Below are 17,959 nucleotides of genomic sequence, written 5' to 3' on the forward strand. Positions count from 1 at the left end.
CGGAACCCGCAGTAGAGGCGACGATGGCCGCGCAGAAGCTTGAGCCGCACACCAGGAAACGCAAGGCGAAGCCGACCCTGCGCACGATCGCCGAGGCGACGGGCTTTGCCGTGACCACCGTGTCGCGCGCTCTGGCCGGCGACGAACGCATCGCGCAATCGACACGCGACACCGTGGCCGAGGCCGCGCGCCGGCTGGGCTACGTGCCCGACCGCGCCGCCCGCCGGCTGCGCACCGGGCGCACGCAGGTCGTGTCGTTGCTGCTCAACACGCGCCACGAATTCCTGGGCTTCACGCACGAGATGCTATCCGGCATCACCGAAGGGCTGCGCGGCACCGGTTTCGCCGTCTCCGTCGTGCCCGAATCGCTGGACGAGGACCGCGTCGCCACCGTCCGCTCGATCCTGCGCAACCGGCTGTCCGACGGCGTCCTGATGACCCGGACCGAGGTGTTCGACCCGCGCGTGCGCCTGCTGCTCGAGGAAGGCTTTCCCTTCGTCAGCCACGGCCGGACCGAGTTCTCCACGCCCCACCCCTGGGTCGACTACGACAACGAAGCCTTCGCCCGCGCCGCGGTGCGCCGGCTGGTGGCGCGGGGTCGTCGCCGCATCGGGATCATCCTGCCCGAGGCGCGCTACACCTTCTCGCAGCACTTGCGCTATGGTTTCATATCGGCCGCCGCCGAGACGGGCGTCGCGCACGAGATATTCCCGGACCTGTCGCTGGACACCCCGACCGAACGGATCGCCGCCCACCTGCGCGACCGCATGTCGCGGCCCGATGCGCCCGACGGCTATGTCTGCGTGGGCGAGGAGATGGCGCTGGCGACCCTGGGCGCGCTGGCCGATTGCGGGCAGGTGCCCGGTCGCGACGTCGACGTGATCGCCAAGCGCGCCTCGCCGATCTTCGACTCGGTCCGCCCGCGGATCGAGACCGCCTACGAAGACCTGCGCGCCACCGGGCGGGTCATGGCGCAGATGCTGCTCAAGCGCATGGACGGGGCGCCGCCGGAGGCGCTCAACCACCTGTTCCAGCCGGAACAGGCGTTCATGGGCCCTACCGGCCACTGAACTCCGGGGGACGCTTTGCGCCGAACGCGGCGACCCCCTCGGCGCGATCCTCAGCTGCGCCGGCCGCGGCCGATCCCAGCGCCTCGATCGCCGCGGCGCGATCCTCGTCCGCGGCGGCGTGGATCATCGCCTTGGCGATCTCGACCGCGCGGGGCGACAGCCCGGCGGACCTTTCGGCCATGGCGAAGGCGATTGCTGTCGGATCGTCGGCGACCTCGGCCGCGAACCCCAGGGCCAGCGCCCGTTCGGCCGGGATGCGGCGCCCGAACAATGCCATCTCCTTGACCGCGGGTTCACCGATCAGGCGCACCAGCCGCTGCGTGCCCGACCAGCCCGGCACGATGCCGAGGCCCGTCTCGGGCAGGGCCAGCGTCGCTCGCGGACCGAGGACGCGCGCGTCGCAGGCCGCCGCCAGTTCCAGCCCGCCGCCGAAGGCATGGGCGTAAATCGCCGCCACGGTCGGCTTGGCCAGCCGCGCCAGCCGGTCGAAGGCGCGATGCCCCGCGCGCACCCAGTGCCGGGCGAAGTCGCGCGGCGAATAGCCGCCCCATTCGGCGATGTCGGCCCCCGCGCAGAAGGCGCGCGCGGGCTCGGCGCTCAGAACCACGGCGCGGATCACATCGTCACGCTCGATCGCGTCGCAATGCGCCACCAAGGCGTTGAGCATCGCCATGCTCAGCGCGTTGAGCTTGCCGGGGTTGTCCAGCCGCAACTCGGCCACCTCGCCGCGCCGGATCAGGTGGACGCCGCTCACAGGTCCAGCCCCATCGGCTGCTCGGCCAGCAGGGCCTTGCACATCGGCCGGGCCTCGGGGGCGATCCGCACGCGCCCGCCGCTCGCGTCGACGATGTCGCGGCGCCCATCGATGCCGGGCATGATCTCGACCGCGGTCAGCCCGTTCCCGGTCGCGCGCATAACGCAGCGCTCGGTGACGTACAGAACGTCCTGCCCGGTCTCGCGCGCCCGCGTCCCCGAGAAGGTGACGTGCTCGACCGCCTCGACGATCTTGGTGAACCGCCCCGGCCGGGTGACGCGCAGCCCGTGGGCGCTCAGCTCGAACTCGGCGCCCGCCTCGAACAGACCCGAGAAGACGATCTTCTTGGCGTGGGCCGTGATGTCGACGAAGCCGCCGCAGCCGGCCGTCAGGTAGGGCTTCTTGCCCAGCTTAGAGACGTTGACGTTGCCGTCCACGTCGATCTCGAGGAAGGACAGGAACGACATGTCGAAGCCGCCGCCCTGGAAATACGTGAATTGCTGCGGCGAGGGCATGTAGGCCTCGGCGTTCGACGCGCAGCCGAAGGCGAAGTCCAGCAGCGGCATGCCGCCCGTTGCCCCCTGTTCGATGGCCCAGGTCACCGCCTGCGGGTGCCCGGCCTCGAGCAAGATGCGCGGCACCAGCGCCGAGATGCCGAAGCCCAGGTTCGCGGTCTGGCCGTGGCGCAACTCCATCGCGGCGCGGCGGGCGACGATCTTCTCGATCCCGTAGGGGGCGGGGGTGAAGCTGTCCCACGGGCGCGCGATCTCGCCCGAGATCGCCGGGTCGTGCAGCGTCTCGGTGGTCTGCATCTGGTCGGGCGCCTCGACCACCAGGTCCACTAGGTGGCCCGGCACGCGCACTTCATGCGCGCGCAGGCTTCCGGCGGCGGTGATGCGCTTGACCTGCGCGATCACCAGCCCGCCGTGGTTGCGCACGGCGACGGCCTGTTCCAGCCCGCCCAGATAGGCGCCCTCGTGCTCGTAGGTCAGGTTGCCGCGGGTGTCGGCGGTGGTGGCGCGGATGATCGCCACGTTCGGCACGATGTTGGGAAAATGCAGCCATGTCTCGCTGCCCATGTCCTGCCGGTGCACGATCGGGCGCGCGGCGGCGGCCTCGTTCATCGCGCAGCCCTGCCGCTTGGGGTCTACGAACGTATCCAGCCCCACCTGCGTCAGCACGCCGGGCCGGCGTGCGGCCACGTCGCGATGCATGTCGAACAGGATGCCCGACGGCACGTTGTAGGCCGCGACGCGGTTCTCGGTCAGCATCTTCCAGATCTCGGGCATCGGCAGCGACGACGGCCCCGAGGGGTAGGACCCGGCCAGGATCGTCGACAGCAGGCCGTCCTTCGCAATGTGGTCGATCCCCTTGATGCCGTACATGTCGCCCGCCGCGATCGGGTGCAGCGTGGTCAGGTCGCGCGGATGGCCCTCCGCCTCAAACCGCGCGCCGATGGCTTTCAGCACCGCGTCCGGGCAGCCCAGCCCCGAGGACGACGATACGGTGACCACCGCGCCGTCCTTGATCCGCGATACGGCCTCGGCGGCAGAGACAATCTTGCCCATTCCTCAGACTCCGTAATCGATCTTCTGCGCCGTCCCCGTGCGCGCGGCCTCGCGCACGGCCAGCGCCACGGCCAGCGACTTCACGCCGTCCCAGCCATCGGCCGACGGGCGGCCTTGGCCACGCACGGCCGCCTCGAACAGGCCCATAGAGCGTTCGTAGAGGTCGTGGGTGTCGTAGGGGATGTCATGCGTACCCTCCGGGTCCGTCAGTGTGACCGTCCCCTTGGGGTCCTGTGTCATCACGCCGCGCGCGACCACCGACCCCTCGGTGCCGTGGATCTCGATCCCCGTCCCGGCGAAAGGGTGCGTGAAGCTTTCATGCGTCGACACCATCGCGCCCGAGGGCATCTTCCAGATCGACATGGCGCTGTCCTCGACCCCGTGGCCCAGCCCCGAATTCGTCATCTGCGCGACCACCTCGACCGGGTCCTCGCCCAGGTGGAAGCGGACGGTGTCGGCGTCGTGCACCGTGATGTCGGGGATCACCCCGCCGCCGGCGGCGGCGTCGCTGATGCGCCAGCCGCGCAGCGCCCCGGGCAGGCTGACCGCGTGGAACACCCGCACCGACAGGATCGGACCCAGCCGGCCCGACGACACCAGTTCCCGGATCGCCAGGTGCGAGCCGGCATTGCGCAAATGGTGGTTCGTTGCGAAAACCACGCCCGCCTGTTCGGCCGCGCGCACCATCCGCACCGCGTCGGCCACGCTCATCGCCAGCGGCTTCTCGCACAGCACGTGCTTGCCGGCCGCAATCGCCGCCAGCGCCTGCTCGCAATGCTTCTCGTTCGTGGTCGAGATGTAGACCGCGTCGCAATCCGCCTCGGCCAGCAGCGTGTCGAGGTCGTCGAAGAACCGGTCGATGCCGTGGGTCTCGGCATAGGCCGCGCCGCGCTGCGCATCGGCGCTGAGCACCGCCGTCACTGCGCCGCCGGGCTGCGCGCGGAACGCCCGGATCATGTACCCTGCCGCGATCCTGCTTGCCCCGACCAGTGCCCATTTCATCCGCGACTCTCCTTCGGAAACGTCGCGCGAAGCATCCATGGAACGTTCCAAAAACGCAAGCGCGCGATGGTTGGGCATCTTCTGCCGCGAAATTTGACCCGCGAAGCGGACGGGGCAGAGCCCCTTGGCGTCGGCGCAGGAAGGTGCCCACGCTTCCGGTCAAGCAGGGGGCGCCGAAACGAAAGCGGCCCCGCCCGAAGGCGAGGCCGCGATGCGCGCCGGTGGCGTGCGTTCAGTTCGGGATTTCGCCCGTCAGGCCCTCGACGTAGAAGTCCATGCCCAGCAGCGTCTCGTCGTCGGCGGTCTCACCCTCGGCAAGCCAGACCGAGCCGTCCTGGCGGTTGATCGGGCCGGTGAAGGGGTGGTAATCGCCCGACGCGATCCGGTCCTTGAGATCCAGCGCTTCGGCCTTCACGTCCTCGGGCACCGCATCGGTGATCTGGCCGATCTCGACCATGCCTTCGTCGATCCCGTGCCAGACCTGCTGGCTTTCCCAAGTGCCGTCGATCACAGCCTGCACGCGGTCGATGTAGTAGGGCGCCCAGTTGTCGATGATCGACGACACCCGCGGCTTGGGCGCGTATTCCTCCATGTCCGAGGCCTGCCCGAAGGTGATCACGTTGCCTGCTTCCTGCGCGGCGGCCTGCGGCGCGGTCGAGTCGGTGTGCTGAAGGATCACGTCATTGCCGTTCTCGATCAGCGCGCGCGCGGCGTCGGCCTCTTTCGCGGGGTCGAACCAGGTATAGGCCCAGACCACGTTGAACTCGACGTCCGGGTTCGCCTTCTTGGCGTGGATGTAGGCGCTGTTGATGCCGCGGATGACCTCGGGGATCGGGAAGGACGCGATGTATCCGACCTTGTTGGTCTCGGTCATCTTGCCGGCGATGTGGCCCTGGATCGCGCGGCCTTCGTAGAAGCGCGCGGAATAGGTGCTGACGTTGTCGGCCGTCTTGTAGCCGGTGGCGTGCTCGAACTTCACGTCCGGGAATTTCTCGGCCACGGCGATGGTCGGCTCCATGTAGCCGAAGGACGTGGTGAAGATGATGTCGGCACCGGACAGCGCCATCTGGGTGATCGCGCGCTCGGCGTCGGCGCCTTCGGGCACGCTTTCCTGATAGATCGTCTCGACCTTGTCGCCGAAATGCCCTTCCACGGCCTGGCGGGCCTGGTCGTGCTCGTAGGTCCAGCCGCCGTCGCCGACGGGACCCACATAGATGAAGCCGGCCTTGACCGGGTCGTCCTGCGCGAATGCCGCGGGCGCGAAGGCCATCGACAACGCGGCCGTGGTAAGAAGCGTTCTTCTGAGCATTTGATCTTCCCTCTCTGTTGGATCGTTGCTTTTGCCCGGATCATCGCCGCTTCGCGGGGGGCGGAGCAAGGCCGATCTGGCCCGCGAAGCGGCGGTCGCCGGAAAACGCCGCGCGTATCAGCGCGACGCGTGGAACGGCCGCCCCAGCGAGGCCGGCGCGCCGTGTACGCCGCGGGCCGAGATCACGACCAGCACGATGATCGTCACCACGTAGGGCGAGGCCGACAGCAGCGCCACCGGCACCCCGGCGCCCGCCGCCTGCAGGTTCAGCTGCAGCACGGTGACCCCCCCGAACAGGTACGCGCCGATCAGCACGCGGCCCGCCCGCCAGCTCGCGAAGACCACGATCGCCAGCGCGATCCAGCCTGCGCCGGCGGTCATGCCCTCGGTCCACTGCGGCACGCGCACCAGGCTCAGGTATGCGCCGCCCAGGCCGGCGCAGGCGCCGCCGAACACGATCGCGCACAGCCGCACCACGACGACCTTGTAGCCAAGCGCGTGCGCGCTGTGGTGGCTTTCGCCGACCGCGCGCAGGATCAGCCCTGCGCGGGTGAACTTCAGGAAGGCCCAGACCGCCAGCACCAGAAGAAGGCTCAGGTAGACCATGGCGTCGTGCGCGAACAGCATCCGCCCCAGCACCGGCAGGTCGCCCAGCACGGGGATGTCCAGCTTCGGCAGGGTGGGCGACTTCATCCCCTCGTAGGGCTTGCCGATCAGCGCCGACAGGCCCAGCCCCGCCAGCGTCAGGCCCAGCCCCGTCGCCACCTGGTTCGACAGCGTCACCTGCGTCAGCACACCGAAGACCAGCGCCAGCGCCGCCGAGGCGCAGGCCGCCGCGGCAAAGCCCGTGACCGCGCTGCCGGTATTGACCGCCAGGGCAAAGCCCACCACCGCGCCGGTGATCATCATGCCCTCGACGCCAAGATTGAGCACGCCGGATTTCTCGACCACCATCTCGCCGATGGCGGCCAGCAGGATCGGCGTCGCCGACACCATGATCGAAGCGATCAGCAGGATCGGGGAGATCGAGCTCAGGTCCATCATGCCACCTCCGCGCGGCCCAGCCGCAGCCGGTAATTCGTGAACACGTCCATCGCCAGCAGGAAGAACAGCAGCATCCCCTGGAACAGCTGGATCGACGCGCCGGGCAGGCCCAGCATCAGCTGCGCAAGCTCGCCGCCGATATAGGTCAGCGCCATCAGCAGCCCCGCCAGCAGGATGCCCACCGGGTGCAGCCGGCCCAGGAAGGCGACGATGATCGCCGTGAACCCGTAGCCCGAGTTGAAGTCGATGCTGATCTGGCCCGCCGGGCCCGTCACCTCGAACAGCCCGGCAAGGCCCGCCAGCAGGCCCGCCGTCCCCAGGCAGACCAGCACGATGCGCGCCGGGCTGACGCCCGCGAAGCGCGCCGCGCGCGGCGCCTCGCCGGTCAGGCGGATGTTGAAGCCCTGGATGTGGCGCGCCATCAGCACGTAGGCCAAGATCACCGCGATGAACGCCGCGACCACGCCCCAGTGCATGCCGGTGCCGGGGATCAGCTCGGCGTTGTGCGCGGCCTCCCAGTTGCGGAAGTTGCGCGAGCCGGGAAAGCCGCGTCCCTCGGGGTTGCGCAGCAACCCCGACGAGACCGAGGCCAGCACGTTCTCGGCCACGTAGACCAGCATCAGCGAAACCAGTATCTCGTTCGTGCCGAAGCGGACCTTCAGCACCGCCGGAATCATCGCCCAGGCCCAGCCCCCCAGCGCGCCGGCCAGGATCATCAGCGGGAAGACGAGCACGCTTTCGGACGGATACAGCGCCAGCCCCGCGGCCGCGCCGCAGACCGCGCCCATGATGTACTGCCCCTCGGCGCCGATGTTCCAGACGCCGGCGCGGAAGCCGATCGACAGACCTATCGCGATCAGGATCAGCGGCGCCGCCTTGACCAGAAGCTGGGGCCGCGTGAAGCCGGCGAATTGCGGGTTGAACAGCGGGTCCCAGAAAATCGTGCGGATCGCCACCAGCGGGTCGGCGCCGAGGACCGCGAACAGGATGCCGCCGGCGATCATGGTCGCCCCGACCGCAAGGACCGGCGTCGCAAGCGTCCAGGCCTGCGAGGGCTGAGGCCGTTTCTCGAGCCGGATCATGCGTGCGCCTTCTTCATGGGGAAAATCCTTCGGGCGGCGCGGTCGATCCGCGCCGCGCCCGGGTCGGGCCGGGCAACGCCGTCATTTAGCGGCATGGGCAGTCTCCAGGTCATGCGCGCCGCCCATCATCAGGCCGATCCGCTCGATGTTCAGTTCGGCCACCGGCCGCGCCGGCGACAGCCGGCCCTCGTTCAGCGCCGCGAAGCGGTCGGCGATCTGCATCAGCTCGTCCAGGTCCTGGCTGATCACCACCACCGCGGCACCCTGCGCGGCCAGATCCAGCAGCGCCTGCCGGATCGCGGCCGCCGCCGCCGCGTCCACGCCCCAGGTGGGCTGGTTCACGACCAGAACCTCGGGCTCCTGCACGATCTCGCGTCCCATGACGAATTTCTGCAGGTTGCCTCCGGACAGCGCGCGCGCCGCCACATGGGGCCCGGGCGTGCGAACGTCGAAGCGCTCGATCACGTCCTCGGCGAAGGACTTCGCCCGCGGCCAGTCGATGAAGCCGCGCCGCACCAGGCGCTTGCGCCGCGACGCGGTCAGCACGCCGTTCTCGATCAGGCTCATGTCGGGGGCCGCGGCGTGGCCGAGCCGTTCCTCGGGGCCTGTCAGCAGGCCCGCGTCGCGGCGCGCCACCGGGCCCTCGCGGCTGACGTCGCGCCCCTCGAGCCAGACCGAACCCGCCGGCGCGAGACGCTCTCCCGACAGCGCGGCCAGCAGCTCGTCCTGGCCATTGCCCGCGACGCCGCCGATGCCCAGCACCTCGCCGCCGGCGACCTGCATGCTCACGTCGCGCAGCGGGGTGCCGAAAGCGCCCGGCGCCGGCAGCGTCAGTCCCCGCAGTTCCAGCCTCACCGCGCCCGCCTGGTGCGCGCGCGCCTGCGGCGCGGCAAAGCTCGACCCCACCATCATCTCGGCCAGTTCCCGCGCCGAGGTCTCGGAGGGGGTGCAGGTCGCCACCTTCTTGCCCAGCCGCAGGATCGTCGCGTGGTCGCACAGGCTCCGGATCTCCTCGAGCTTGTGCGAGATGTACAGGATCGCCGTGCCCTCGCTGCGCAGCTTGCGCAGGGTCTCGAACAGGATGTCGACCTCCTGCGGCGTCAGCACGCTGGTCGGCTCGTCCATGATCAGCAGGCCGGGGTCCTGCAGCAGGCAGCGGATGATCTCGACCCGCTGACGCTCGCCCGCCGACAGGGTGCCGACGATCCGGTGCGGGTCCAGCGGCAACCCGTAGGTCTCGGACACGTCGCGGATCTGGCGCGCGAGGTCGCGGGCCTTCGGCGGGTTCTCCATCCCCAGCGCGACGTTCTCGGCCACGTCCAGCGCGTCGAACAGCGAGAAGTGCTGGAACACCATCGCCACGCCGGCGCGCCGCGCCTCGGACGGCTTGCCGGGCGCGAAGGGCGCGCCGCGCAGCTCCATCCCGCCGCGATCCGGCGCCACGAGGCCGTAGATCATCTTGACCAGCGTGGACTTGCCCGCGCCGTTCTCGCCCAGCAGGGCGTGGATCTCGCCTTCGCGGATGTCGAAGCTCACGTCGTCGTTGGCGACGACCCCGGGATAGGCCTTTGTCAGGCCCCGGATTCTGAGAAGCGTTTCGGCCAAGCGCCTGTGTCCCCCGTTTTCATTGTTATCAACTGCGCCGCGACCCCGATGGCAATTGCCTGAGGGTGCTTGCCCAGTTCCTTGCGACCGATCGGGCAGGTGATCCGCTCGACCTCCCCCGGCGCATGCCCCAGCGCCGCCAGCCGCGACCGGAATCGCGCCCACTTGGTGTCGGACCCGATGACGCCGCAGAAGCCGAAACCGTGGCTCAGCGCGGTATGGCACAGCTCCAGGTCAAGCGCGTGGCTGTAGGTCAGGATCAGGTGCGCCGCGTCGGCTGGCGCGCGCGGCATCAGCGCGGCGGGTTCCGCCGCCGGGATCGCCTCGACCCCCTCGGGGATCGCGGTGGGAAAGCGGTCGGACGCCGTGTCGATCCAGGTCAGCGCGAAATCGGGCAGGGGCGCCAGCACGTCGACCAGCGCGCGGCCGACATGCCCCGCGCCCCAGATCCACAGCGGCCGGCCGGGGCGGGCCACCGGCTCGACCATCCAGCCCTGCACCAGCTGCGCGACCGGCACCTCGCCACGCGCCCGTGCCCGGTCCAGCAGCCGCGCCACCGCCAGCGGCATCTCGCCCGTGCCGCGCGCGATCACGTCGCGGCCCTCGAGCGCCGCCACCGCCTCGACGTCGTAGTGCTCGGTCAGCAAGGTCACCGCGCCGCCGCAGCACTGGCCCAGCTGCGGCCCCAGCGGGTGGCGGCTGAGGCCCGTGCGCGCCAGCGCCGCCTTCGCCGCCTCGAATTCCAGCGCACCGCCGCCGATCGTGCCGGACTGCCCGAAGCCGCCGTCCGTCGGCCAGACCAGCATCGAGGCTCCGACCTCGCGCGGGGTCGAACCCTGCACGTCGGCGATGACCACGCGCGCGACGCGGCCCTGCGCCTCGACCGCGTGGCGCAGGGCGCGCAGGTCAAGCACCACGCACGCCCTCGATCGCTGCCAGCACGCGCTCGGGCGTGGCGGGCGCGTCCAGCGCCGGATAGGCGTCGCCGCAGGCCGCCACCGCGTCCGACAGCGCCATCAGGACCGAGATCCCCAGCATGAAGGGCGGCTCGCCCACCGCCTTTGAGCGATAGATCGTCTCCTCGCGGTTCTCGCCGTCCCACAGGTCGACCTCGAACACGTCCGGCCGGTCCGAGCAGGCCGGGATCTTGTAGGTCGACGGCGCATGTGTGCGCAGCCGGCCCTTATCGTCCCAGACCAGTTCCTCGGACGTGAGCCACCCCACGCCCTGGACGAAGCCGCCCTCGATCTGGCCCCGGTCCACCGCCGGGTTCAGCGACCGGCCGCAATCGTGCAGGATGTGCGTCGACAGGATCCGGTGCTCGCCGGTCAGCGTGTCCACCACGACCTCGGAACACGCGGCGCCGTAGGCGAAGTAGAAGAACGGCCGCCCCTGGCCCTTGATCCGGTCCCATTCCAGCTTGGGCGTCTTGTAGAAGCCGGTGGCCGACAGGCTGACCCGGCCGAGATAGCATTCCTTCGCCGCCTCGGCGAAGCTCAGCACCTGGCCGCCCACGTGCACCTGCCCGTCCTCGAAGCGCACGCTGCCCGCATCCGCCTGGTGCAACGCCGCGAGGTGCGCGGCCATCCGGCCGCGGATCTCGTCGCAGGCGGCCTTGACCGCCATGCCGTTCAGGTCCGACCCTGACGAGGCCGCCGTGGCCGAGGTGTTGGGCACCTTCGCGGTGTCCGTCGCGGTGATCTTCACCGCCTCGATGCCCACGCCGAACCGGTCCGCGGCCACCTGCGCGACCTTCAGGAACAGGCCCTGGCCCATCTCGGTGCCGCCGTGGTTCATCACGATCGAGCCGTCCTGGTAGACATGCACCAGCGCACCCGCCTGGTTGAGATGCGTCAGCGTGAATGAGATCCCGAACTTCACCGGCGTCAGCGCGATCCCGCGCTTCAGCACCGGGTTGGCGGCGTTCCGCCGCGCCACCGCCGCCCGCCGCGCGTCATAATCGCAGCGCTCGGCCAGCGCGTCGGTCATCTCGTGCAGGATGAAATCCTCGACCGGCATGCCGTAGGGCGTCGTCTGCACGCCCGTCGCAGCGTGGCCCTCATGCACCGGCGTCACCGACTGCGCCCCGCGCGAGGTCGCGTCCTCCTCCATCGCGCCGCGCGTCACCTCGGGCGCTTCGGCACCGTCGCCGGTCTTCTTCTGTCCGGAAGCATCCCGGGAGGGTGCCGCGGGCATGGGCGCAGAGCCCCCGGCAGCCGCGTAGTAGTTCACCCGCCGGACCTCCAGCGGATCGCGCCCCAGCGCATGCGCCACGTGGTCCACGACCCGCTCCATCGCGGCCATGCCCTGCGGGCCGCCGAAGCCGCGGAAGGCGGTGGCGCTTTGCATGTTGGTGCGCAGCCGGTGGCTCTCGATCCGGAAGTTCGGCACGAAATAGGCGTTGTCGGCGTGCAGCATCGCCCGGTCGGCCACGGGCAGCGACAGGTCCATCGACCAGCCGCAGCGCGTCCAGTGCACGAACTCGACCGCCGCAAGCCGGCCGTCATCGTCGAAGCCCGCGCGGTAGGCGATGCGGAAATCGTGCCGCTTGCCGGTGATGACGAAATCGTCGTCGCGGTCGTAGCGCATCCGCGCGGGCCGACCGGTCGCCGCGGCCACCACCGAACAGGCCACCGCCAGCGCGTTGCCCTGGCTCTCCTTGCCGCCGAAGCCGCCGCCCATGCGCCGCGTCTCGACCCGCACGGCGTGCATCGGCAGGCCCAGAGCCTCGGCCACCTTGTGCTGGATCTCGGTCGGGTGCTGGGTCGAGGAATGCACGACCATGTCGCCGCCTTCCTGCGGCATCGCCAGTGCGGCCTGGCCCTCCAGGTAGAAATGCTCCTGCCCGCCGATCTCGATGCTGCCCTCGACACTGTGCGGCGCATCCTTCAGTGCGCCTGCGGTGTCGCCGCGCGACCAGATGCGCGGGCCGTCCTCGAACCTGCTGTTGGCGGCCAGCGCCTCGTCGATCGTCAGGATCGGCTTGGCTTCCTCGTACTCGACCTGCGCCGCCCGCGTGGCGCGGCGCGCCGCGTGGTGGCTGGTGGCGGCGACCAGGAACAGCGGCTGGCCGGCATAGTGGATCGTGCCGTCCGACAGCAGCGGTTCATCATGGTTCGAGGGCGAGCAGTCGCAGGGCCCGGGCAGATCGTCCGCCGCCCAGACCGCGACCACGCCGGGTGCCGCGCGCACCGGGTCGAGATCCATCGACTTGATGCGCCCCGCCGAGATCGGCGACAGGCCGAAGGCGAGGTGGAGCGCGTTCGCCGGGGTCGGAATGTCGTCGACGTAGCGCGCGGTGCCGGTGACGTGCAGCTTCGCCGCGTCGTGGGGCAGGGGTTTGGATACGCTCATGCCCGCACCTCCAGCACGTTCGCGGCCACGCCCTGGTCCTCCAGCCAGGCGCGGCGCAGCATGTTGCGCGCCGTCGCCAGCCGGTAGGCGGCCGAGGCGCGCATGTCGCTCATCGGCTGGAAATCGTGCGCCCAGGCCTCGTCGGCGGCGGCCAGCGTCGCCTCGTCCCACGGGCGGCCGGTGATCGCCGCCTCGACATGCGCGGCGCGCTTGGGGATGCCGGCCATGCCGCCGAAGGCGATGCGGGCGTCGGTCACCACGTCGTTCTCGAGCGTGATCCGGAACGCGCCGCAGACCGCGCTGATGTCCTGATCGAAGCGCTTGGACAGCTTGTAGACGCGCAGCCGGTCGGGCTGCGCGGGAATGGTCACCGCCTCGACGAACTCGCCCGGCGCGCGGTCCTGCTTGCCGTAGTCGAGGAAGAAGTCCTCGATCGGCAGGTCGCGCCGCGTGTCGCCGTGGCGCAGGTGAAGTGACGCCCCCAAAGCGATCAGCGCCGGCGGGTTGTCCCCGATGGGAGAGCCGTTGGCGATGTTGCCGCCGATCGTCGCCGCCGCGCGCACCTGCGCGCTGCCGTAGCGCCGGATCATCTCGGCATAGCCCGGATGGCGGTCGCGCATGGCGACCAGCACGCGGTCCATCGTGACGCCCGCGCCGATGCGCAGGCCCGCATCCGTCTCCTCGATCCCCTGCAGGTCGCGGCAGCGGTTGAGGAAAATGACAGGCCCCAGCGCGCGCATCTGCTTGGTCACCCAAAGCCCCACGTCCGTGGCCCCGGCGACCAGCGTCGCGTCGGGCTGCGCGGCATAGAGCGCGGCGAGTTCGTCGGCCGTCTCCGGCGCGTTCCGGGGCGACTCCTCGGCCGCGGCCAAAGCCGCCTCGTCGCGCATCCAGTCCGGGACAGGCGCGTCGGCGGCGGCCTCGGCCGCGCGTACGATCGGCGCGTAGCCGGTGCAGCGGCACAGATTGCCGGCCAGCGCATCGTCGTGGCCGGTGTCGCCGTTCAGGTGCGCCGTCGCCATCGAAACGACGAAGCCCGGCGTGCAGAAGCCGCACTGGCTGCCGTGGTGGTCGATCATCGCCTGCTGCACCGGGTGCAACTGCCCCTCGGGCCCCGAGATCCCCTCGACCGTGCGGACGGCCTTGCCGTGCAGCTGCGGCAGGAACAGGATGCAGGCGTTCAGCGCCTTGGCGCCGTCGTCGTCGGCCACCATCACCGTGCAGGCGCCGCAATCGCCCTCGTTGCAGCCCTCCTTGGTGCCGGTCAGCCCGCGCGGCCCGCGCAGCCAGTCCAGCAGCGTAGCGGTGGGGTCCACGCCGCGCAGGGCCACGGTCTCTCCGTTGAGAAGAAACGTGATGTCCATGAGAAAACCTGCCGCCTTACCATCCGTGCCCGGTGTCCGGGTGCGCGCCCTCGATGCGGCGTAGAGGGCGCGCGATTGCCAGTTCAGACGGAAGGGTAGGGGCGCTGCCCGCCGTTTGGCAAGGCAAAAAGGCAACCGCGCGCCCCGGCGCGGCGCGAAGGGCGGGCTGACGCGGCGTCCGGGCGGCGCGCGGCGCCCGCGCGTCCGATCTGGGCTTTTCGCGCGGGCAACCCCAACATATCGTGGCGGCATGGCCGATCCCCGATTCATCCACCTGCGCGTCCACACCGAGTATTCGCTGCTCGAAGGGGCCGTGCGGCTCAAGAAGCTGCCCGGCCTGTGCGAGGCCGCCGAGATGCCGGCCGTCGCCGTCACCGACACCAACAACCTCTTCGCCGCGCTGGAATTTTCGGTCGCGGCCGCGGGCAAGGGCATCCAGCCGATCATCGGCTGCCAGGTCGATCTGCGCTTCCTCGCACCCGGAACCGGCGAGCGCCCCAAGCCGCCCGCACCGGTGGTCCTGCTGGCGCAGTCCGAGGCCGGCTACGAGAACCTGATGAAGCTCAACTCGTGCCTCTACCTGCGCACGGACGGAGAGCTGCCGCACGTCACGCTGGACGAACTGGAACGCCACGCCGAGGGCCTGATCTGCCTGACCGGCGGTCCCGACGGCCCCGTCGGCCGCCTGCTGCAGGGCGGCCAGCGCCCCGCCGCGCAGACCCTGATGACCCGCCTGCACACCATGTTCGGCGACCGCCTTTATGTCGAGCTTCAGCGCCATCCCGGCGAGAACGGGCTGCCGCAATCCGAACGCGCGACCGAGCGCGGCCATGTGGAAATGGCCTACGAGATGGGCCTGCCGCTGGTCGCCACCAACGACGTCTACTTCCCCAAGACCGAGATGTACGAGGCGCACGACGCGCTGATCTGCATCGCCGAGGGCGCCTATGTCGACCAGAACGACCCGCGCCGCCGCCTGACTCCGCAGCACTACTTCAAGTCCCAGCAGGAGATGGCGACGCTGTTCGCCGACCTGCCCGAGGCGCTGGAGAACACGGTCGAGATCGCGAAGCGCTGCGCCTTCATGGCCTACCGCCGCGACCCGATCCTGCCGCGCTTCGCCAACGACGAGGTGGACGAGTTGCGCCGCCAGGCGCAGGAGGGCCTGAAAGAGCGCCTCGCCGTCATCCCCCACGCGGCATCCGTCGAGGAGTACGAGAAGCGCCTGGAATTCGAGCTGGACATCATCGAGGGGATGGGGTTTCCGGGTTACTTCCTGATCGTCGCCGACTTCATCAAGTGGGCCAAGGACCACGACATCCCCGTCGGCCCCGGCCGCGGCTCGGGCGCGGGCTCTCTGGTCGCCTACGCGCTGACGATCACCGACCTCGACCCGCTGCGCTACAGCCTGCTGTTCGAACGCTTCCTGAACCCCGAGCGGGTCAGCATGCCCGACTTCGACATCGACTTCTGCATGGACCGGCGCGAGGAAGTGATCCGCTACGTGCAGGAGAAGTACGGCCACGACCGCGTCGGCCAGATCATCACCTTCGGCGCGCTGCTGTCCAAGGCCGCCGTGCGCGACGTGGGCCGCGTGCTGCAGATGCCCTACGGGCAGGTCGACCGTCTGTCCAAGATGATCCCGGTCGAGGGCGTGAAACCCGTCAGCATCGAACAGGCCCTGCGGGACGAACCGCGCCTGAAGGAAGAGGCCGACAAGGAATGGCTGGTCGAACGCCTTCTGACCTACGGCCAGCAGGTCGAGGGGCTGTTGCGCAACGCCTCCACCCACGCCGCCGGCGTGGTGATCGGCGACCGGCCGCTGGACGCGCTGGTGCCGCTGTATCGCGATCCGCGATCGGACATGCCGGCCACGCAGTTCAACATGAAGTGGGTCGAACAGGCCGGTCTGGTGAAGTTCGACTTCCTCGGCCTCAAGACCCTGACGGTGATCCAGAACGCCGTCGACCTGATCCTGAAATCCGGCCGCCCGCTGCACGTCGCCGCCGACGGGACCGAGCTTTACGAGCCCGCGCCGGGGGCCGAGAACCAGATCAACCTGATCCCGCTCGACGACGAGAAATCCTACGACCTCTACGCCCGCGCCAAGACGGTCGCGGTGTTCCAGGTGGAAAGTTCGGGGATGATGGATGCGCTCAAGCGCATGAAACCCACCTGCATCGAGGACATCGTGGCGCTCGTGGCGCTCTACCGCCCCGGCCCGATGGAGAACATCCCCACCTATTGCGAGGTCAAGAACGGCAAGAAGGAACGCGCCGCGCTTCACCCCACGATCGATCACATCCTGGACGAGACGCAGGGCATCATCGTCTACCAGGAACAGGTGATGCAGATCGCGCAGGAAATGGCCGGCTACTCGCTCGGCGGCGCCGACCTGCTGCGCCGCGCGATGGGCAAGAAGATCCAGGAGGCGATGGACGCCGAGCGGCCCAAGTTTCTCGAAGGCGCGAAGGCCAACGGCGTCGACAAGGACAAGGCGATCGAGGTCTGGAACCTGCTCGACAAGTTCGCCAACTACGGCTTCAACAAGTCCCACGCCGCCGCCTACGCCGTGGTCAGCTACCAGACCGCGTGGCTCAAGGCGAACCACCCGGTCGAGTTCATGGCCGGCGTGATGAACTGCGACATCCACCTGACCGACAAGCTGTCCGTGTATTTCGAGGAGGTCCGCAAGGGCCTGTCGCTGCCCTGGGTGCCGCCCTGCGTGAACCGGTCTCAGGCGACGTTCGACGTGGAGGGCGGCGCGCTGGTCTACGCGCTGGGCGCGCTCAAGAACGTCGGCGTCGAGGCGATGCGGCTGGTGGTTGAGGGACGTGGCGCGAAACCCTTCGCCACGCTGTTCGACTTCGCCCGCCGCGTGGACCTCAAGAAGGTCGGCAAGCGGCCGCTGGAGATGATGGCCCGCGCGGGCTGCTTCGACCAACTCGACAACAACCGCCGCCGCGTCTTTGACAGCCTCGACGCGCTGGTGGCCTATTCCGCCGCGATCCACGACCAGAAGGGCAGCGCCCAGGTCTCGCTGTTCGGCGAGGCGGGCGAGGATCTGCCCGAGCCGCGCCTGTCGCCGGTCGGCGACTGGCTGCCGGCCGAACGTCTGGCCGAGGAATTCAAGGCCGTCGGCTTCTACCTGTCGGGCCATCCGCTCGACGACTACATGCCGGCGCTGAAGCGCCGCGACGTGATGACCCTGGACGAGGTTACCGCCCGCGCCGAAAGCGCGCCGCTGGTCGCCAGGATGGCCGGCGTCGTGGCCGGCCGGCAGGAGCGCAAGTCCGCGCGCGGCAACCGCTTCGCCTTTTGCCAGCTGTCCGACCCGTCGGGCGCGTTCGAGGTCACGCTGTTTTCCGAGACACTCGAAAAGTCGCGCGAATTCCTCGAAACCGGCGCCAAGGTCCTGCTGACGGTCGAGGCGACGATGGAGGCCGACCAGCTGAAGCTGCTGGGCCGGGGCGTGTCGCCGATGGACCAGGTGATTGCCGGCGCCGTCACGGGCCTGCGCATCTTCCTCGACGATGCCTCGGCGCTGTCGCAGATCGCCGGCGTGCTGAACCGCGCCGCCGACCAGCTGCCCAAGGCCGCGCGCGGCCCGGTGGAACTGCTGCTGCCCGATTACGTCGGCCTTCCCGGCGACACTGTGCTGCGCCTCGGCCAGGAATTCCCAGTCACGCCGGAAATCCGCGGCGCGGTGAAATCACTGGCCGGTGTGCTGGCGGTGGAAGAAGTCTAGGCGCCGCTTCGCCCACGCCGTCCGTTCCGCTGGCGGTGCGTGGCGCGACCCGCTAGAAG

12 protein-coding genes are annotated in these 17,959 nt (G+C 69.9%); 2 read left to right on the plus strand and 10 right to left on the minus strand.

Annotated features, from left to right (window positions below):
- The first annotated feature begins 23 nt into the window (after window positions 1–23).
- On the plus strand, window positions 24–1,070 hold the full coding sequence (locus BLW27_RS10110; protein ID WP_089882820.1) for a LacI family transcriptional regulator: 1,047 nt from the start codon (window positions 24–26) through the stop codon (window positions 1,068–1,070).
- Here BLW27_RS10110 and BLW27_RS10115 read toward each other — a convergent pair.
- The 10 genes from BLW27_RS10115 to xdhA all read right to left on the minus strand — a co-directional run bounded on the left by BLW27_RS10115 (window position 1,057) and on the right by xdhA (window position 14,152).
- Window positions 1,057–1,824 carry an enoyl-CoA hydratase/isomerase family protein gene (locus BLW27_RS10115; RefSeq protein WP_089882823.1) on the minus strand — a complete coding sequence of 256 codons (768 nt, stop codon included), beginning with the start codon at window positions 1,822–1,824 and terminating at the stop codon, window positions 1,057–1,059. The two genes, BLW27_RS10110 and BLW27_RS10115, sit on opposite strands and share 14 nt — an antisense overlap.
- Window positions 1,821–3,392 (minus strand): acyl CoA:acetate/3-ketoacid CoA transferase, encoded by a 1,572-nt coding sequence (locus BLW27_RS10120; RefSeq protein WP_089882825.1) that lies wholly within the window; start codon window positions 3,390–3,392, stop codon window positions 1,821–1,823. Before BLW27_RS10120 ends, BLW27_RS10115 begins: the two co-directional genes overlap by 4 nt.
- 3 nt (window positions 3,393–3,395) lie before the next feature.
- Window positions 3,396–4,394 (minus strand): Gfo/Idh/MocA family protein, encoded by a 999-nt coding sequence (locus tag BLW27_RS10125; RefSeq protein WP_089882828.1) that lies wholly within the window; start codon window positions 4,392–4,394, stop codon window positions 3,396–3,398.
- Window positions 4,395–4,626: 232 nt separating this feature from the next.
- Window positions 4,627–5,703: a BMP family ABC transporter substrate-binding protein gene (locus BLW27_RS10130; RefSeq protein ID WP_089882830.1), complete on the minus strand. Its 1,077-nt coding sequence runs from the start codon at window positions 5,701–5,703 to the stop codon at window positions 4,627–4,629.
- 117 nt (window positions 5,704–5,820) lie between these two features.
- Entirely contained in the window at window positions 5,821–6,744 is a 924-nt protein-coding gene (locus tag BLW27_RS10135; protein WP_177177871.1) for an ABC transporter permease, read from the minus strand.
- Entirely contained in the window at window positions 6,744–7,829 is a 1,086-nt protein-coding gene (locus BLW27_RS10140) for an ABC transporter permease (protein WP_089882831.1), read from the minus strand. The genes BLW27_RS10135 and BLW27_RS10140 overlap by 1 nt, the downstream gene beginning before the upstream one ends.
- A gap of 81 nt (window positions 7,830–7,910) precedes the next feature.
- Window positions 7,911–9,434: an ABC transporter ATP-binding protein gene (locus BLW27_RS10145; RefSeq protein ID WP_089882833.1), complete on the minus strand. Its 1,524-nt coding sequence runs from the start codon at window positions 9,432–9,434 to the stop codon at window positions 7,911–7,913.
- A complete protein-coding gene (gene xdhC, locus BLW27_RS10150; protein ID WP_089882835.1) occupies window positions 9,401–10,351 on the minus strand; it encodes a xanthine dehydrogenase accessory protein XdhC in 951 nt (316 codons plus the stop codon). Before xdhC ends, BLW27_RS10145 begins: the two co-directional genes overlap by 34 nt.
- A complete protein-coding gene (gene xdhB / locus BLW27_RS10155; RefSeq protein ID WP_089882838.1) occupies window positions 10,341–12,788 on the minus strand; it encodes a xanthine dehydrogenase molybdopterin binding subunit in 2,448 nt (815 codons plus the stop codon). The genes xdhC and xdhB overlap by 11 nt, the downstream gene beginning before the upstream one ends.
- Window positions 12,785–14,152 (minus strand): xanthine dehydrogenase small subunit, encoded by a 1,368-nt coding sequence (gene xdhA, locus BLW27_RS10160; protein WP_089882841.1) that lies wholly within the window; start codon window positions 14,150–14,152, stop codon window positions 12,785–12,787. The genes xdhB and xdhA overlap by 4 nt, the downstream gene beginning before the upstream one ends.
- 250 nt (window positions 14,153–14,402) lie before the next feature.
- On the opposite strand from xdhA, the gene dnaE reads away from it, so the two are divergent.
- Window positions 14,403–17,900 carry a DNA polymerase III subunit alpha gene (gene dnaE, locus BLW27_RS10165; RefSeq protein ID WP_089882843.1) on the plus strand — a complete coding sequence of 1,166 codons (3,498 nt, stop codon included), beginning with the start codon at window positions 14,403–14,405 and terminating at the stop codon, window positions 17,898–17,900.
- Window positions 17,901–17,959 lie beyond the last annotated feature (59 nt).

The sequence above is a fragment of the Citreimonas salinaria genome, assembly GCF_900107235.1.
GTDB classification, from domain to species: domain Bacteria; phylum Pseudomonadota; class Alphaproteobacteria; order Rhodobacterales; family Rhodobacteraceae; genus Citreimonas; species Citreimonas salinaria.

Bases quoted from the DNA above. Each gene is read 5' to 3' on its own strand.
- BLW27_RS10110 (WP_089882820.1), top strand. From the start codon at position 24: ATGGCCGCGCAGAAGCTTGAGCCGCACACCAGGAAACGCAAGGCGAAG.
- BLW27_RS10120 (WP_089882825.1), bottom strand. From the start codon at position 3,392: ATGGGCAAGATTGTCTCTGCCGCCGAGGCCGTATCGCGGATCAAGGAC.
- BLW27_RS10125 (WP_089882828.1), bottom strand. From the start codon at position 4,394: ATGAAATGGGCACTGGTCGGGGCAAGCAGGATCGCGGCAGGGTACATG.
- BLW27_RS10130 (WP_089882830.1), bottom strand. From the start codon at position 5,703: ATGCTCAGAAGAACGCTTCTTACCACGGCCGCGTTGTCGATGGCCTTC.
- BLW27_RS10135 (WP_177177871.1), bottom strand. From the start codon at position 6,744: ATGGACCTGAGCTCGATCTCCCCGATCCTGCTGATCGCTTCGATCATG.
- BLW27_RS10140 (WP_089882831.1), bottom strand. From the start codon at position 7,829: ATGATCCGGCTCGAGAAACGGCCTCAGCCCTCGCAGGCCTGGACGCTT.
- xdhB (WP_089882838.1), bottom strand. From the start codon at position 12,788: ATGAGCGTATCCAAACCCCTGCCCCACGACGCGGCGAAGCTGCACGTC.
- xdhA (WP_089882841.1), bottom strand. From the start codon at position 14,152: ATGGACATCACGTTTCTTCTCAACGGAGAGACCGTGGCCCTGCGCGGC.
- dnaE (WP_089882843.1), top strand. From the start codon at position 14,403: ATGGCCGATCCCCGATTCATCCACCTGCGCGTCCACACCGAGTATTCG.